The sequence below is a fragment of the uncultured Subdoligranulum sp. genome, from assembly GCF_937890665.1.
The window spans coordinates 1-15,393 of record NZ_CALADU010000142.1 but is presented as its reverse complement, the minus strand read 5'-3'; the positions used below and the strand labels follow the sequence as shown (position 1 = coordinate 15,393).

12 protein-coding genes and 2 pseudogenes are annotated in these 15,393 nt (G+C 59.7%); all 14 read right to left on the bottom strand.

Annotated elements, in window-relative coordinates:
• Positions 1-100 precede the first annotated feature (100 nt).
• Positions 101-997 carry a hypothetical protein gene (locus Q0526_RS08390; RefSeq protein ID WP_298732464.1) on the bottom strand — a complete coding sequence of 299 codons (897 nt, stop codon included), beginning with the start codon at positions 995-997 and terminating at the stop codon, positions 101-103.
• Positions 998-1,199: 202 nt separating this feature from the next.
• A complete protein-coding gene (locus Q0526_RS08385; RefSeq protein ID WP_298732462.1) occupies positions 1,200-1,655 on the bottom strand; it encodes a DUF3846 domain-containing protein in 456 nt (151 codons plus the stop codon).
• Positions 1,648-7,719, bottom strand: a complete 6,072-nt coding sequence (locus Q0526_RS08380; RefSeq protein WP_298732460.1) for a SpaA isopeptide-forming pilin-related protein — start codon at positions 7,717-7,719, stop codon at positions 1,648-1,650. Before Q0526_RS08380 ends, Q0526_RS08385 begins: the two co-directional genes overlap by 8 nt.
• Before the next feature lie 109 nt (positions 7,720-7,828).
• Positions 7,829-8,149, bottom strand: a pseudogene (locus Q0526_RS08375) (hypothetical protein); the annotation flags it as partial.
• A 25-nt stretch (positions 8,150-8,174) separates the two neighbouring features.
• Entirely contained in the window at positions 8,175-8,651 is a 477-nt protein-coding gene (locus Q0526_RS08370) for a gamma-glutamylcyclotransferase family protein (RefSeq protein ID WP_298732458.1), read from the bottom strand.
• Between the two features lie 6 nt (positions 8,652-8,657).
• Positions 8,658-9,623 (bottom strand): amidoligase family protein, encoded by a 966-nt coding sequence (locus Q0526_RS08365; protein ID WP_298732455.1) that lies wholly within the window; start codon positions 9,621-9,623, stop codon positions 8,658-8,660.
• Positions 9,624-9,806: 183 nt separating this feature from the next.
• On the bottom strand, positions 9,807-10,274 hold the full coding sequence (locus Q0526_RS08360; RefSeq protein WP_298732453.1) for a hypothetical protein: 468 nt from the start codon (positions 10,272-10,274) through the stop codon (positions 9,807-9,809).
• Positions 10,275-10,401: 127 nt separating this feature from the next.
• Positions 10,402-11,583: pseudogene (gene dcm, locus Q0526_RS08355) on the bottom strand (DNA (cytosine-5-)-methyltransferase).
• A gap of 94 nt (positions 11,584-11,677) precedes the next feature.
• Entirely contained in the window at positions 11,678-12,169 is a 492-nt protein-coding gene (locus Q0526_RS08350; RefSeq protein WP_298732451.1) for a hypothetical protein, read from the bottom strand.
• A gap of 49 nt (positions 12,170-12,218) precedes the next feature.
• Positions 12,219-12,458, bottom strand: coding sequence for a hypothetical protein (locus Q0526_RS08345; RefSeq protein WP_298732449.1), 240 nt, complete (start codon positions 12,456-12,458; stop codon positions 12,219-12,221).
• A complete protein-coding gene (locus Q0526_RS08340; RefSeq protein ID WP_298732447.1) occupies positions 12,433-12,876 on the bottom strand; it encodes a translation initiation factor 2 in 444 nt (147 codons plus the stop codon). The genes Q0526_RS08345 and Q0526_RS08340 overlap by 26 nt, the downstream gene beginning before the upstream one ends.
• 255 nt (positions 12,877-13,131) lie before the next feature.
• Positions 13,132-14,025: a DUF6017 domain-containing protein gene (locus Q0526_RS08335; RefSeq protein ID WP_298732444.1), complete on the bottom strand. Its 894-nt coding sequence runs from the start codon at positions 14,023-14,025 to the stop codon at positions 13,132-13,134.
• Between the two features lie 84 nt (positions 14,026-14,109).
• The gene (locus tag Q0526_RS08330; protein ID WP_298732441.1) at positions 14,110-14,400 is read right to left on the bottom strand and encodes a plasmid segregation centromere-binding protein ParR; all 291 of its coding nucleotides are present in this window, start codon (positions 14,398-14,400) and stop codon (positions 14,110-14,112) included.
• The gene (locus Q0526_RS08325; RefSeq protein ID WP_298732440.1) at positions 14,397-15,323 is read right to left on the bottom strand and encodes a ParM/StbA family protein; all 927 of its coding nucleotides are present in this window, start codon (positions 15,321-15,323) and stop codon (positions 14,397-14,399) included. Before Q0526_RS08325 ends, Q0526_RS08330 begins: the two co-directional genes overlap by 4 nt.
• Positions 15,324-15,393: the final 70 nt, after the last annotated feature.

The window sequence follows — 15,393 nt, the reverse complement described above, 5'->3', positions numbered from 1 at the left end:
TTACGAGAAAAAAGGCCACCGGACGGTGGCCTTTTTCAACAGATTGAGCGCGTCCCGTGGGGCGTGCTTTTTTGGGGTGTGTGCAGGCCCGGGGCGGGGGTTATCGACCGGCGAGCACATAGAGATACCGCGCGTTGCCGGCGGCGTCGTAGATGGTCATGTACAGATCGTCCCCCTGGACTTCAAAGCGGAAGTTAACTTCCAGATCGTTCTCCCCCTCGGGGAAATCGCAGGCGCAGGTCCAGGACCCGCCGCCGTTGTCCACCAGCCGCTGGTAGGGGCGGCTGCCGAAGCGGAACGCGTCGATCATAAAAACGTCGAACGGGCCGAACGGGTTGGGGGTGCCCTCCGGGTTTTCTTCGCTCTGGGTGTACATCCCCCAGTCCTCCGTGGGCAGCGGGCTGGGGGCCCTGTCGTAGGTGGGGCGGACATAGTAGCCCACCAGATCGCCCGCGGCGTCCATCCGGGTCAGCATTTCCCGTTCGTCGTTGCGCTCAAACAGGAAGGCGTCGGTCAGCGCGTTGCCCTCGAGGCGGGCGCGGTAGATGAAGTAGCTGCCGTCGCCGTTGTCGACGGGGGTGTCGCTGACGTTGGAGACGTTCTCAAAGACGAAGAAGTCGTCGCTGTCCTTCGCGTTGACCCAGGCGCCCTGCCAGGGCTTGGAGGCGGGTACCAGGCCCGCCATCTCGGTGGTCACCGGCTGGGACATCGGCGAGGGGCCGTCCTCACCGGAAGCGGCGGGGGGCGGGGATGCCGGCGCCGGGCTGGCGGGCGTTTCCTCCGGCAGCGGGATTTCTGCCGCCGCAGACCCGCTGCCAGGCGTCTCGTTGGTGTCCCCGGCGGCGGGCCGACCTGTACAGCCTCCAAGGCACAGCGCCAGGGCCAGGATGCAGGCCAACAGGGCCGGCATGGCGGAAGTCGGGACATTGGCCCCGCCGCAGCGGTCAGGCAGGGCGGCGTCCCGCTGCGGGGCGCCGTGATTGTCGCAGTATTTCATAGGTTTTCCTCCTCGTTTCCCCTATTATACCGCATTTTTGCCAGCAGAGAAACCCCGAGGCAAAAGATCCGGGGCGGTGCTTCGGCCATATTTTTCCATACTTTCTTGGCCGAAAGTACGATAAGAACTTCCGACGAAAATGCATACCGGGGGAGCACGCTGAAAGATGCCACCCTGGCTGCGCCCCCCTGATGGTCGAACGTCAGCGGGACGGATTGTCCCGGTGGTCGGGCCGCTCCAGCCCATTTCCAATGTTCAACCCCTCCATGTATCGTCTGTACCGTTGCGGTGAGCATGGAAAGCAAATGATTGCATCGGGCATGTCACAGATGATCTCCGGCTCCCGGAATCGTGCGAGATACCGCTCCACCTGTTCATTGGTCAGGCTGCAAAAATTCTCGCCATCCTCACCGCAAAGGAAAAAGGTACCGTACACCACATCATCGATTTCGGACAAACCCCGGTTCGGCTGCAGTGGGATGACCTTCCCTTCATCATTGAGGACAAGGCAGACGTTTTCCTTGGGCCAGGGCCGGATAACATCGATCATTCCCCCGACCACCGCCTGTTCCGCTTCCAATGTGTTTTCGATTGTGGCTTTGCGGGCATACCTTCCCGGTTCCACAATGACAACACGCAGCTTTGCAGGCTTACTCATGGGTTTCCTCCGGGTCGTCCCGCGGTTCTAACTGCGGGTCGGTTTCTTCTTCCAGCCGGTTTCGGCGGCAGCGCATCACCAGCAGCGCGACAAAACCAACCGCCGCCAGTGCGGTCGCAATTACCATCGCCAGCAGCGGGGTGCTGTCCCCGGTCTGCGGCACATGGGCAACCGGTGCCGGCGTGGGCGTTGCCGTGACCGTGACGGTCGTGGTGGGCGTAGGCGTCGGGGTGGGTTGCGGCTGGGCCGCGTCAACCATCGTGACCGATGCACCATCGACTATGTGCCAGCTGTCTGCGGCGGTCGCGCAGGTGAATACCACGATATGGCCTTCCGCGTCCCGCTCCACCTTGAACTGGATATCGGACGCAACCAGATAGCCATCCGGCGCGGCGTCCTCGTGCAGGATATAGACAAACTCGTTGTCCTCGTCCGAGTAGTGAATCGCACCGTCCTGTTCTTCGGCATCGGGTTCCAGAATGGGCAGCGTGTGCGGCGTTTCCTCGCTCACCCAGCTGTCAACGGGTTTGCCTTCCAGCGTGGTGACGGTCAACTCCGCGCCGGGCAATTCCTTGCCGCCGACGTCGGTCTTGTGGATGGTCAGTTTGTCCAGTGGCTGGTCGGCCTGGGTGGCGGCGACCACCTGCCAGGCTGTTTGCGGGCCGGGATAGGTGAAGCTGACCGCAATGGGCGTTGGGTCGAGCAGGTAGCCGTCGGGGCTTGCGACCTCGACAATCTGATAGTTGCCGCTGTTGTAGCGGGCGTTCCAGACGCCGTCCGCCGGTTCGGTCTCGCCGTCCGCGTAGGCCTCGCCGCGGATGGGCACGTCCACATCGAACCAGGTGAAGCCGGTGCTATTGGTCGGGGCGCTGGTGGCGAGCAGGGTGCCGGCGTCGGCCAGCTTGTTGCCGTTTAGATCGTAGATCGCCTCCACCGTGTAGAGCTCATATACAGCCCCGGCCAGCGGCTGGCTGGTTTCGGCATCCTGTTTGCGGATACCGACGCCGATTTTGTCCACCAAATCCTCCGGCGTTTCGGGCACAGGCAGCACGCGGGCGTTCTCGAACACGATGGTACCGGGCTGACCGGTGAGCTGCTCATCGCTGACATCGGCAGCGTTGATGATGTCGTAACTGTAAACCTCGTCGCCGTCCTGGGTGTGATCAATGATTGTTTGTGCCAGCACCACATCGTTGCTTTGGTCATTCCAGCCAAAAGTCACGGTGTAGGTTTGGTCAGTCAGCACAAAGCCGTATGGGGCCTGCACCTCGGTGATGTCGTAGGAACCAAGCGGCAGGGTGATCGTTACTTCGCCGGTCGTGCCATCGTGACTTACAGTCAGAAAGTCGTAGGTAGCAGGCGTGCGGGTGGGACTGAATCTGACTTCATCCACCTGGCCGGTCGCACCCGTGGTCACGGTGGCGATCAGATCGCCGTCCGCATACCACAGCGTGCCCTGGCGGTCGCCGGTGGCAATGTCGCCGTGGGCGCGGATCTCGTAGGTGGCCCCGGCTAGGTTGGCTTGCTCGTAGATGAACTGGCCGTCCTCGTAACCGGTCAGCACGTTGCCGACCTTGCGGATGGTCAACTGCCCCAGCGTCTCGTGGTTGCTGTATTCCTCGGTAATAATGTAGTCGTCCATGTCGTCGGTGGCATTGCCGACAACTTCCCAGACGCGTTCGCTGGTCAACTCGAACACGACATTGTACTGTTCATCATTGAAGAACCCTTCGGGGCCCTCAATCTCGACAACACGGTAGCGGCCAAGCGGCAGCTTTTCGGGTGTTTTGAGGTAGCCGTCTGCGTCTGTGTAGAAAGTGGAGGTCTTGGCGGTGGCACTGCCGGAATCCGGGTCAGGCATCTCCAGCAGCGTCTCGGTGCCGTCCTCTTCGATCTTGTAGATTTGGAAAGCGGTGTCAGCGATCTTGACCGGCTTGCCGGTTTCGGCGTCGATTTTGATGAGCTGCAGATACCCTTCGAGTTCCTCGTTCAGCACATTGTAGGTCATGTAGGAGTTGCTGGGCGTAGTCACGCTGCCATCCGGCTGGCACAGGACGCTCTGCGGCGCAGCTGAATCCACCGTGACCACAAACGGGTCGGCCTGGAACAGGTCTTTGGGCAGCGTCGTTTCCACGACCAGATACTGGCCATACGGCAGGCCGGTCACACGAATGATGCCTTCCTCGTTTGTGAACAGTTCGGACAGGCGGTATTCATTGGTGTTCTTGGTAGGTACCCAACCTTCGCCCTGGCCGTTAGCATAGTCGTATGCCGCAGTCAGTGTTGCGTTGTATTCTTCCACCAATGCCTTGTCGGATTCGTACATTCGGGCAACCGCCGCGCCTTCGCTGCTGAAATCATACTTCGGCGTATTGTTGTCGTAGCTGTCTTTACGATAGGCATCCAGAATGGATTGTACATTGTAGGTGCCGTCCGGGTTGAGTGTAAATTGGTCCGCTTTGGACAATTCCCACACACGGTAAACCGTGAAGCCCGCGCCCTCCAGTTTGGGGGCAGGCGTGCCGGGGCCGGTGGTGCTGACCACCTTCTGGATGGAGAAGCCGGATTTCAGTACCGCATCGTTGGAGTAATCGTCACTGCGGATGATGTACTGGCTCTCGCTACCGTAGGCCAGGGTGCTGTAGTGGTTGATCTCATCGCACAGATACCCTTCGGCGAAGCTGAGGTAATAGCCATCGTAGGTCTTGACGCCAGACAGCGCACGGCCCTCGGCCACGGAACTGTACAGGTTCTTGTAGACGTAGTCGGTGTACTCGCCGTGGCTGTTGACAGCCAGGGGTTCATACTCGCCGGTGGGCTGCAAAGTCCTGTCCAGCACGGGATACTGGCCGGAGACATAATACTGGCCGTCCCCATCCAGCGGCAGTACAATGCCGGTAGCGCGCTCGACCAGGTAATACTTGCCCAGGTAGAGGTTGGCGAAAGCCAGCACACCGTCCCGAATCTCGGCGCTGGCGACCAGGTGGTCTTTGGCGAGAACCGGCAAATAGTCGGTATCCCAACCGCCGTTGGTCAGAACGGTGGTGTGCCAGATCGAGTCACCGTTGGTATTCACAATCTTGGAATAATCCACCACACCCGAAACGCCGTCCGGGTGCTGGATATCCTCGGCAGCGTACAGGTCGTACACCGCGCCCTCAATACTGGAGGTGCCATGCAAGGCGGTGTCGGCGCCTTCCACGGCCTGATCCAGATCAGACTTGGTCAGCACGATCTCGCCGATCACGCGGTCGTTGGTAAACTTGCCCGCAATCGGCGTGCTGGTGTAGCTATCCTCATTGTCTGCCAGGCCGGTGCTGTCGGTGGTATAGATGCGGGTTGCATCCTGCGGTGCGTCATACAGCGTAGCGGTAACGGTGTTGCCCTCCGGCGTGCGCAGCAGGGTGCCGCCGCTGTCGGCGGTGCCGATGTCCGCATTGTAATCCTTGTTGGACAGGTCGATGACCGAGCCGTCATTTCCTTTGGAGATGGTGAACGCATAGGCGTGCTTGCCCTCCACCTGTCCGGCTGTGCCGGAGTGGGTGATGTCCGTCCAGTCGCCGTAGTAGCCTTTCGGGGCGCGGGTCTCGACAATGATGAACTTGCCCTCGTTTCGCTGGGTATAGTACAGCGTGCGGTCAACCGGGCTGCCGGTGGCATAGCTGCTGCCGTTGGCAACGGAATAACTGCCGTCCTCATTGCGGATAACCGTATACTGGTTGTACCCGCCAAACGGGATGTACATCTGCTCGACCGTGTCCCACTCAAACACAGCAAACTCTGCATCTGCCGCGATGGGCTGGTGGGTCTCGCTGTCGATTTTGGCAATGTTGACCTGCACAGACCATTCCTCGTTGTGGATGGTCACATCGGTGCTGCCATCTGCGGGCACAGAGACTTGCTGTTCGCTGCCGGTGCTGCCCGTGTAGGCGTCAAACCCATGCGGAACACTGGTCTCTTTGACCGTAAACGTGATGTTCGCCAGCTGGCTGCGCGCCGATACAATGGCGGCATCCACGACCGCCTGTGCTTCACCCTGCAGTCGGCTGACCGCTTCGCTCTGCGCGGCACTGGCCGCCGCGTTGGCTTCTTCTTGGGACGAATACGGCCCCACGTTCCCGCTGGCCGTGCCGCTGGTCTTACTGACCGTGTAGTGCAGCGTCCAGCTGGCCGAGGCATTGCCGCCGGTAGTGTGGTAGGTATCATCCATGACGTGGCCGCCGGTGGTCACAGTCTGGCTGCCGGCAGGGCTCAGGCTCCAGCTGCCGCCGTCAATGCTTCCGCTGGTGGCGGAAGGCGTGATCTCAAAAGTTGCTTCGTCGATCGTTTCACCGGTCACGAGCCCGATTTTGTGCAGATCCAGCCCATAGCTCAGATCCAGCGTCCCGCTGGCCGTCTGCGGGCCGGCCGACCAGGAGGCATAATACTGCGATTCGGGAATATCCGGCACATCCGTACCGCCTTCCTCGGTGATCTCCTCGCCCACGATGGCAACCGTCTGCCAGGCGTATCCGGCCGGGGGCGTGTAAATGTAGGTGTAGTAGCCGTTCTCGCCGCTGTAGGTGGTGAACCCGTTGCCGTTGCTATGCTCTGCCAATGCCTGGGCCGAAGCACGGTAGGTCTGTGCAGCCAGACTGTCCGGGTAGTGCTCCATGATCCACAGCTGGGTGTCATCGTAATAGCGGTAGGCGGTTCCCTCTGCTGCATCGTTCGCCAGGCCATAGGTCGTAGCGGAAGCACCGCTGTGCTTTTCTTCCAGCAAACCGAGCGACAACTGGTTAAGTCCGCCCCAGATGTTGATCTGGTTGGCATAGTGGCTGCCCGGGGTATACTGGCCGGGTTCGAGCTTGGACACATAGGCGAACGAATATGTGGGGCAGCCATTGGGCTGACCGCTGAGCCCGTGCGAGCAGCAGTATGCTTCGATTCCATTGAACCAAATGAGCCAGGTGCCGCCCTCAAACGCGATGGAGGTGATCTTGCCGGTCGTGAACGGGGGTGTGGGCTCGGCTGCATAGGTGCTGATGCCGCTCTTTGCTGTGACGATCGGGTTTGTGCCGCCGTCGCTCACCTTGACTTCCAGGCTCTTGCTCAGTTCCGTCCCGTCCGGGGCGGTATACACAAATTCGGCAGTGAAATCCTGTGCAGCCTGCACATAGATGCCGTGGGCCGCCGCGGAGGTATCGGTATACGAAGCGCGCAGGATGTTCTCGGTTTCTTCTCCATCGGCTGCGTTGCCTTCATAGTCCAGCAGCGTCACGCTGTCCGGCAGGATGATCTCGGTCGTGCTGCCATTGGCCGGGTACTCCACCTGCACCATGATCGGCACAATGGCGTAATCCTCGCCCGCCATCCTATCAACTGTGATGATCTCGCCGTCCGCATGAAGGGCTGCGGCGTCGATATGCGCGTCCACACCGTCGTACAGATCGGTGACCCACTCGGAAATGGAGATGCGCGTCTCGCCGGTGGCAATGGGCAGGCCCATACTGCCGATATAGCTTCCCGTGGGGGCATCCGGCAGGTCGTCGTAGAGGACATCATAGATCTCTTCATCGTCGGGCGGTGCGCCACCGGTATCCGGCAGTTCCGGCTGCTCCATCGCCAGCTGCATCGAGGCGACCAGTGCGGCCAGGGCCGTATAGGCGGCCTGCACTTCGTCGCTCTGTTGCTCTTCTTCTTGGATGGCGTAATACAAATCTTCCGTGGCATATACCGGCGCGGAAGCAGCGTCGGATGCTTCGATGGCCTCGTTCAGCGCAGCTTCCAGCTCGGCGTTGTCGGGCTCGGCCTGCCATGTCGCGCTGGCAATGGCCCACTGGCGCACCGCGGCGAGAATCGACTCCCGATCCAGCGCATTGACGGCGTCCACAAAGACTTGCGCTTCAGGGCTGAGCGCCGTTTCGGGTGTGGCTGCCGTTTCAGCAGTGGCTGCCACTGCGGATTCTTGCGGAGGTGTGGATTCTGCAAAGGCAAACGCGCCGCCCAGGTTGCTGAGCGACAAAACGCCTGCCAACAGCAGCGCCAGCCCCCGTTTCCAGAGTTTCGTAAAATGGTTTGACATAACTGTCTCCTTTGTCACAAATGTATTGTGGTTACCGTTCCGATTGGCTTTTCGGTTTCGACCGTGCGGCGGCTTCCGGCTGTTCCGCCGATTTCGTCGGCATCGGGAAAAAGCCGCCCAAACGGTTCGGCACATAATCCGAAAGCCAGGTGCCGCCGAACGTCGCATGGGTCTGCAGCCGCCACAGGGCAAGTTTTCCCACATCCAGCTTCACACCATCAAGGGGGAAAAGTAAACAGGTCAGACCTTCATGCTCAAAAACGGAAATGTTTTCAAACTTGGTGCCATCTTTCAGGATGCCGTTCTCGGTAAACATCTCATTGATTCCGTCCAGCCACTCCTGCAGTTCGCCGCCGCAGCCCTGTAAGATCAGCCCTTCGCGGTCGCCCATCCGGCGCAGACCATTGGTCGTGATTGCCTTAATACCCATAATGGCTACCTCCTTCCCGTTGTGGTCATCTTTCATTGTCACGGCGCTTCCGCGACATCCGCTGCTCTGCCTGTCTGGCCTGGGCTGCCGCTTGCAGCACGGCTTTCGGGGCGAAACCGGCCATGCGGCACCCATCCAAAACCGTTTGCAGGTAAGTGGAGGTAGGCGGCTGGGTTCTCTCACAGTAGGGCGCGGTCATAACATAGGCCACAACGGTTTGCAGCCCGGAATCCGTCTGCACCGGCAGCAGTTCCTTTGTGTACAGGTGCGGATACCCCTCGTAGCGGTCGAGCGTCAACTCGTCCCAGGCATTGATCCGCCACAGCAGACCATTCACCCGGCCGCCCTCTTTGGGCAGGATCGTCAGCACGCCGCGCCGGAAGGCCAGTTCGTATCCTTCCAACACAGCCTTGCCGACCACCCCGGCCTGCGGGCAGCGGACGGCCATCTGGCCAAGGTTCAGGTTGGAGCCATAAGCAAAATACAGTTCTTCCAAAAACATCGCCTCCTATCGGGCATCGCCGCGGGTATGGCGGCGCTGGTAACTTTCATACTGGTTTCGGTCTCGCAGCCAGGCCGGGTCGCCGGGCAGGCGCTTGAGCAGGTGCATCCGCACATTCTTGTATTCGGGGCCGATCAGGCCAAGGCGGAGCAGGAAGGTGCGGAACGTAAACGCAGGGTTATCCCCCACCAGCGTCTTGCGTGCCACGGTCTTTTCCAGGTTGATGGCCTGGGCCGACATGGCCAGCGCCAGCGTGATGTCGGCGCGGACCTCCCCGGCGTGGAGTGTACTCTCAAAACAGCGCCATTCCACGGTGCCGTGGTAAAACACCGAATGCAGATTCAGCGCATAGTACCTCGACCAGTTGTAGTGGTCATGCGCACCGTCTCGGCCCTCGTACCAGGCGCGGCGGAGCTGCTCCATCGAAAGGCTCGGCGGCATATTGCGAACTACCTTCATCACATTTTCCCGCGACAGATGGCAATACTGCTGCACCCTTCGCGGCTGGGTCCCCAGTGCCTTCAGGATCAGGTCCTCTTTGGAGTACATGATGGACAGCAGGTTGCGCAGGCTGCGCGGCGTATGGTTGGCGGCATCCACATGGACGTGCAGCCCGCAACTGGGGTTGACCACTGCCCCGGCATGGCGCAGTGCCCGCACGACCTCCTGCAATTTGCCCATCTCGGCATATTCCAGCACCGGCGAGTTCAGTTCTACCTTATAGGCCGAATCGCGGGCCTGTTCCTGCCTTCGACCAACGCGCTGCGTTGCCTGGATGCTGCCGTCAAAAACAAAGCGCCACTTTTTACCCTCGTTATCTATAGTCTCCCAGGGGTCGTAGATACGGGATTCATGCGTCTGGCGCGCCGTTGTACCAAACAGCGCAGCCACCGCCCCGGCGGCCTGCTGCCGGGTGATGCCAGTCATCTCGATCTCGCAGCCAAATTTTTGGTCGCGGAAGTCAAGGGGCAACGGGCTCACCCCTACACTTCACGGCAAACACGCCGCCATGCCTTTTCTTTCGTGTTCTCACTGATAATCGCCTCCTTCAACAGAAAAAGCCCCAACACATTGCCCTATGTCGGCTATGCGTTGGGGCCGGATCGTGCTTTATGCCTGATCCTGTGTAGTTGTCATTTCAGTGATGCTTGCGCCTTAGTCGCCCTCTGCCACCTTTGCGGACGGCTCGGACCACTCCGGCAGCATCCTTTCCTCATCCGTTTTCTCGATCCAATCCAGCAGACTCTGGCTTCCCACCAGTGTCATTGCCATATTGAACAGAGCTTTCCGGCCTGCGTGGTCGTCCAGCAGCGTTGCGGTCTCGAAGAGATCTTCAATCACCTCCACGCTTTCCAGCCCCGACCATCCTTTGAGGACATCCTGGATCGGTGCGATGTGTTCCGCTTTTGCCCCATGCTCGATCCGCTGCATGGTCTCGCGCTCCTGCTCGATCAGGGCCAGCTGTTTGGCTGTTCCCGACATCGGAAGGTCCCAAGCCTTGCCGATCAGCGCAACGACCTGCTCGTAGGCGTCCACGTCCTCGCCGCTGCCCGTAAGCACCAGCGATGCCGCTGCCTGCTGCACGAGCTTCCCTTGCAGCTCTCTTGCTCTTTCTTGATCCATCGTTTTATACCTCCTTGTTTGATTTAGGCCTTTTAGCCTGACACCAACAATGCCACAACCACTGTCGGATAGCTATTCAGCAAACCTAACGAATGGTCTGTGGATTTTCTGTCCAGGAGCGACAAAATCATAGATTGGGCCGCATTGGAGCAGGCTCGGTGGATGAGCAACATCCGCTGCTTTTCTGTAAGGCGTCATCCACCGCCGCCAGTCTGCGGCCGATGGCTTCCACCACAGTGACCGTCACACCGTTGCCGGCCTGTCTGTATATCTGGTTGTCACTTTGAATGGCCAGCACCTTATCGATGCGGTCATCCTGCCAGCCCTGCAGCCGCAGGCATTCCCGCGGGGTCAGGCGGCGAATTCGGCCGGCGAACAGCACACCGGAGGCTTCCCGTTTATGATTGTGAATGCCTCCGTTCTGCTTGGCAGTCAGGCAGCGGGCGATCTCTGTGGTTTCAGGATCACGGTTCATATCGATGAAACATAGTGTCCCCTGTGTGCTGCTGGTTGTAAGCGTGTGGGCAATTTTATGCCCCACCCGGCCGCGGCGGGTGTTGGTGCTGTAGTAGCTGATGTCGATGCTGTCCCCGGGATAGGCTATCTTGTAGCCTTTCCGGGGCGCTTCTTTGATGGGCAGCCCTACAGCATACAGGCCGGTCCGCCCGCCGAAACCTCCAGCCAAAGCCGAAAGCGTACAGCTTACACCTGTGGGGGACTAGATCCGCTCCCCTTGCGTTCCTGGTTGGATTTGTGCAAGAGAAGTTCCTGCTGTTTCGGTGAAAGGTAGTATTTTTCCTCTACATCGGTCATCAAGATATCCGACAATGTACACGCGGCGTCGGGATTGGGGGACGCCAAAATCTTTGCTGTTGAGCACCTGCCATTCCACGCCATACCCCAGTCGGTCCAGCGAATCGAGGATCGCCGCAAACGTCCGTCCGCCGTCATGAGACAGCAGGCCGGGTACGTTCTCAAAGAGCAGATAGCGAGGGTGCCGGGCCTCAGCCAGGCGGGCAAGTTCAAAGAAGAGGGTGCCACGGGGGTCTCCGAATCCCTGGCGGCGTCCAGCAAGGCTGAAAGCCTGGCAGGGAAATCCGCCACAGAGCAGGTCGAAGTCGGGCATGGTTGCGGGGTCGGCGTTTCTGGCATCTTCGATGTACCACTCTCCTTTGCAATCGAACAGCGCACGGTAACTGCGCTCGGCGTATTTGTCGCACTCGCAGTGTCCCACGCAGGTGAAACCGCCGGCACGGGTCAGCCCCTCGTGGAAGCCGCCGATGCCGGCAAACATGTCAATAAAACGAATGGTCTTTCCGCATCCCTCCCAAACAAAAAGGCCCGCATCGCCTGCCATCTATGTGGCAAGCATTGCAGGCGTCTAAACTTATGGTTCGGTCTTGTTACCGCGCTTCCTCACGGAAGCGGGTGCCGGCAGGCGCAGGTCGCTGCCGGACAAGCTGCTCGACACAGTGTTCCAGCAGCGGTGTCTCGTAGGCATAGAGGCAGAAGTTGGTTTCGCCCTTACGCGGGTCGCAGCGCAGCAGGTAGGTACGGCTCACTGTCTTGAGTTTGACGCCGTACACGGCCGCGTAGCCGGTCCCCAGCGCCGTTTCCGGGTGGCGGGCGCAGAACTCGGCCATGCGGTGACGATCCGCCAAAAGGCCGCAGCCGCCTTTGGCCCGCAGAGCGTGAACCACCTTGTTGAGTTCGACGCCAAAGTCATGGGTCTTGAACTGTGCCTGGTGGTCTACCCATTCGGGGTAGAATTCCCGGCCCGAGCCGAAGTCCCCCTGCAGATGGCCGATACAGCCGGAACGGCTGTCCAACTGCTCGTCCTGGTCAAAGGCAAACGGGATCTCTGCCGGCCGGATGGCGGTAATGTCAAGTTGCAAAATCATTCCCCCTTCAAAGGAAATGGTCCGCAGGCTGCGGGCCATTGGGTCACTTTTTGATCTCCCATCTGTCCAGGATCAGGAAGTCCAGCGGATAGAACTCACCCCGGCCGGTGCGGATGCACTTGGCAGCGTAGGCCAGGTTGGCTTCCCTGGTGCCCTGGTCTGCGACGATGTACAGGCTGGGAAGGCTGAAGACGTACATTTTGTCGCCATCGTCCGTTACAAGGTGCATTCCCGGTTTGATCTCATCGCCGTTGCGGTCATACCGCTCTCTCGGCATCTGCATCGAAGGCAGGGCCGTCAAATCCCGCATCCGCGCCCGCACAGTCTGCCAGAGCCGTATCTGCTTCCGCATTGCCTTCCGGCGCATCATCCGGTTCCGCATCCTCGTCCGATTCGACATCACTGGTCACCTCGTCCTCCTGGTCCATATCTTCGATTTCGTCCGCCAGATCCTCGGCTGCAGCTGCTTCGGCAGCCTCAAATTCTTCATCTGCCTCTGCGAGCGCCTGCTCGATCAGGCCGATGACGAACTCCTTCTGGCTGAGCCTGCGGTGGTAGGTCTGTTCGTAGCGCGCCAGATACTCCTTGATCTGCTGGAAGAGTTCCTCGCTGACCTGGAAGGCCATTGTCCGTGTTTTTCCCATTGTGGTGGCTCCTTTCGCGTAGTGCTCCAAGATGATCTGTTCGATGAATTTGCTCATCGTGCTTTCGTTCTGCCGGATCTCCGCGGTGATGCGATCATGCAGTTCCAGCGGGATCTTGCAGGTCAGGCCTTTGGTTTCTATAGTCTCTCCTTTCTGTCATGCCTGCGTTGTTTTTGCTTGCAAAGCAAGCATACTCCAAAGGTCAAGGGAAAGCTATACCAAGACCCAACAAAGAACGAATGCAATGATCGTGCAAATGGAAGCAATGCCAACAAGGGCAAGATGTACATGGGGCAGTCACTTTGGGGCACATCAATGGGCAAGCATAGGCATCCCCCCTTTCGCGGTTTCTTTGCCTGTCGGTTCGGCCAGGTCATGGCTGACCAGCGCGCTGTAGTAGCTGTTGATGGTGATTGGTGCGTTGTACAGCGTCGCCAGCAGGTACTGCTTGATGTTTTTGATCTTGCTGGTGTTCTCATGCAGGCATTTCAGCACAAAGCGAATGTGCTCGGCATCCAGCTTGAGCAGTTGCGATTTGACCACCTCGGCCGGGAAGTCGGCCCCACAGACGCGGGTGGTCTTGCGACGGGCACAGACGGTTTCGGTCATGAGCTCGACAATCTCGTCGATCAGGTCGGCATCCTCCGGGTGCTGCGCCACCAGCAGCGGGTACTGGATGTTGTCGCGGATCAGATCCCGGTATTCCGCCATCCGCTCTGCCGAACTCGCTTCGGTTCGCTTCGCTTCCGGCGGCTTGTCCGCCGATTCCCGGAAAAGAATCGAATCGGTATTTGATTGATCCGTATTTTTTCTATCTATATTTTGTTGTGTCGGATTTTCCGGCATCGGTTTTCCCGTTGTCGGATTTCCCGACGACGGTTTTTCCGGTGACGGTTCGTCCGATGGCGGTTCCTGTGGCCGTTCATAGATCGTGTACTCGTTGCCAGCGAACTTGCCGCCGCTGTCGATGGTTTGGCGGCGGCGTATGTAGCCGGCCTCTTCCAGCTCGCGGATCGCGGTGCGGATGGCGTCCTTACTTTCGCGGTTGATGTAGCAAAGGCCGGTCAGCGTGTAGTCCCAATCCTCCGGCAGTGAGAGCATCTGCGACAGCAGCCCCTTGGCCTTCAGGCTGAGCCGCTTGTCCCGCAGGTGGTAGTTGCTCATAACGGTATAGTCGCTCGTTCGTTCTACGCGAAACACAGCCATGTCCATTCATCTCCTTTGTGTCAGCCAAAGGCAAATCGCGGGGCTTTGGCTGTATTTTGTGTTTCCGCTGCAATGCGGGGTCTTCTATTCGGGCGCCTCCTCCTGCAAGGCAGAGAAAAAGTCCAGCGTTGATTTTGGCAACGCCTTCTTCGCCTTGGATTCCGCGGGCATTGCGGCGACCTGGATTTTGCCAAGTTCTTCCCGCAGCATTGCGCGCAGTTCCTTTTGCGCGGCCTCCAAATCACCGGCCTTGATGATGCAGGCGGCGAGATACGCGCTGCGCTCTCCCACAGGCTGTGCCTGCAGCAGCTTCCAGGCGCGTCGCTGGGCCGGGTCGCGCAGGTTTGGGCGAAAGACGAACTGCGGGCGGTTCACCCCTGCGCGTCATCGCCCCAAAGCGCGGCCACAGCGCGATCGTAGCCCTGTGCGTTGATGCGATCGTCCAGCAGAGTCACGGTGCGACACAGGCCGTCACTGGGGCGGATGTGGCGGCTCACGACCGACGCGCCGCCGCCCATCATGACGACCGGCAGCGCGTGGTAATCGAACCCCGCTTCCAGCACGGCCGAAAGCAACAGCTCGGTGTAGATCCGTCCCTGTTCGCTGATCAGGCCGCGTACCGTTTCCTCCAAACTGCACGGGCGGCCCGCCAGCACCTGCTCGATCTGGGCGTCAGTCAGGGACAGCCCGGTGTTCTGGCGCACCCGCTCCCGCACCTCATCGATGCAGCGGATCATGCCAAACTCCAGGCTGTGGCAGGTGCCAATGATCGGCCGCCCGTTGTCTATGCGCATCAGGTCCACCGTCCATCCGCCGATGTCGAGCAGCAGCATGGAGGGTTCATCCACCAGCAGGTCAGGCTGGGTCATGAGCGCGGTAAAACCTTGCGGGAAGAGCAGCACATCTTCAATCGTGATGCGGTACTTCTTACCCTCGTAGCCGAACTCAGTCGGCTGGCCCACATTGCGGAGCAGATACTTGCGGAAGGCAGGCTTCTCACGGCCGTAGCTGGTCAGGGGCAACCCCGCCGCGATGGTCACGCTGCACTCCCGCGGCGCACCACGGGCCTGCAGCTCCTGCGCGATAGCCGCCAGCGTCAGCAGGTAGTAGTTGTCGTTGGCGGTCTTGTCCCGCTGGATCGGCTGCCGCCCGCTTCCGCAAACAAAAAAACACCCGCCGAACGTAAGCACGTTCTGGCGGGTGTAGGGTTCGTGACTGCCGCAGGGTGTGATGCCAGCCGGGAAGGAACAGTTTCGGGTTTTGATGGCGTAGTAGCCGTGGTCGATACCAATTATCATGGAATGCCTCGCTATTACAATAAATTTGGAGAGGAAAGCCGGGCAGCCAGTCCGGCTTTCTTTCCATCTC

What these genes read in the sequence shown, in the direction of transcription:
- Q0526_RS08390 (WP_298732464.1), bottom strand. Translation starts at nt 997, where the DNA reads ATGAAATACTGCGACAATCACGGCGCCCCGCAGCGGGACGCCGCCCTG.
- Q0526_RS08385 (WP_298732462.1), bottom strand. Translation starts at nt 1,655, where the DNA reads ATGAGTAAGCCTGCAAAGCTGCGTGTTGTCATTGTGGAACCGGGAAGG.
- Q0526_RS08380 (WP_298732460.1), bottom strand. Translation starts at nt 7,719, where the DNA reads ATGTCAAACCATTTTACGAAACTCTGGAAACGGGGGCTGGCGCTGCTG.
- Q0526_RS08370 (WP_298732458.1), bottom strand. Translation starts at nt 8,651, where the DNA reads ATGTTTTTGGAAGAACTGTATTTTGCTTATGGCTCCAACCTGAACCTT.
- Q0526_RS08360 (WP_298732453.1), bottom strand. Translation starts at nt 10,274, where the DNA reads ATGGATCAAGAAAGAGCAAGAGAGCTGCAAGGGAAGCTCGTGCAGCAG.
- Q0526_RS08345 (WP_298732449.1), bottom strand. Translation starts at nt 12,458, where the DNA reads ATGCAGATGCCGAGAGAGCGGTATGACCGCAACGGCGATGAGATCAAA.
- Q0526_RS08340 (WP_298732447.1), bottom strand. Translation starts at nt 12,876, where the DNA reads ATGAGCAAATTCATCGAACAGATCATCTTGGAGCACTACGCGAAAGGA.
- Q0526_RS08335 (WP_298732444.1), bottom strand. Translation starts at nt 14,025, where the DNA reads ATGGCTGTGTTTCGCGTAGAACGAACGAGCGACTATACCGTTATGAGC.
- Q0526_RS08325 (WP_298732440.1), bottom strand. Translation starts at nt 15,323, where the DNA reads ATGATAATTGGTATCGACCACGGCTACTACGCCATCAAAACCCGAAAC.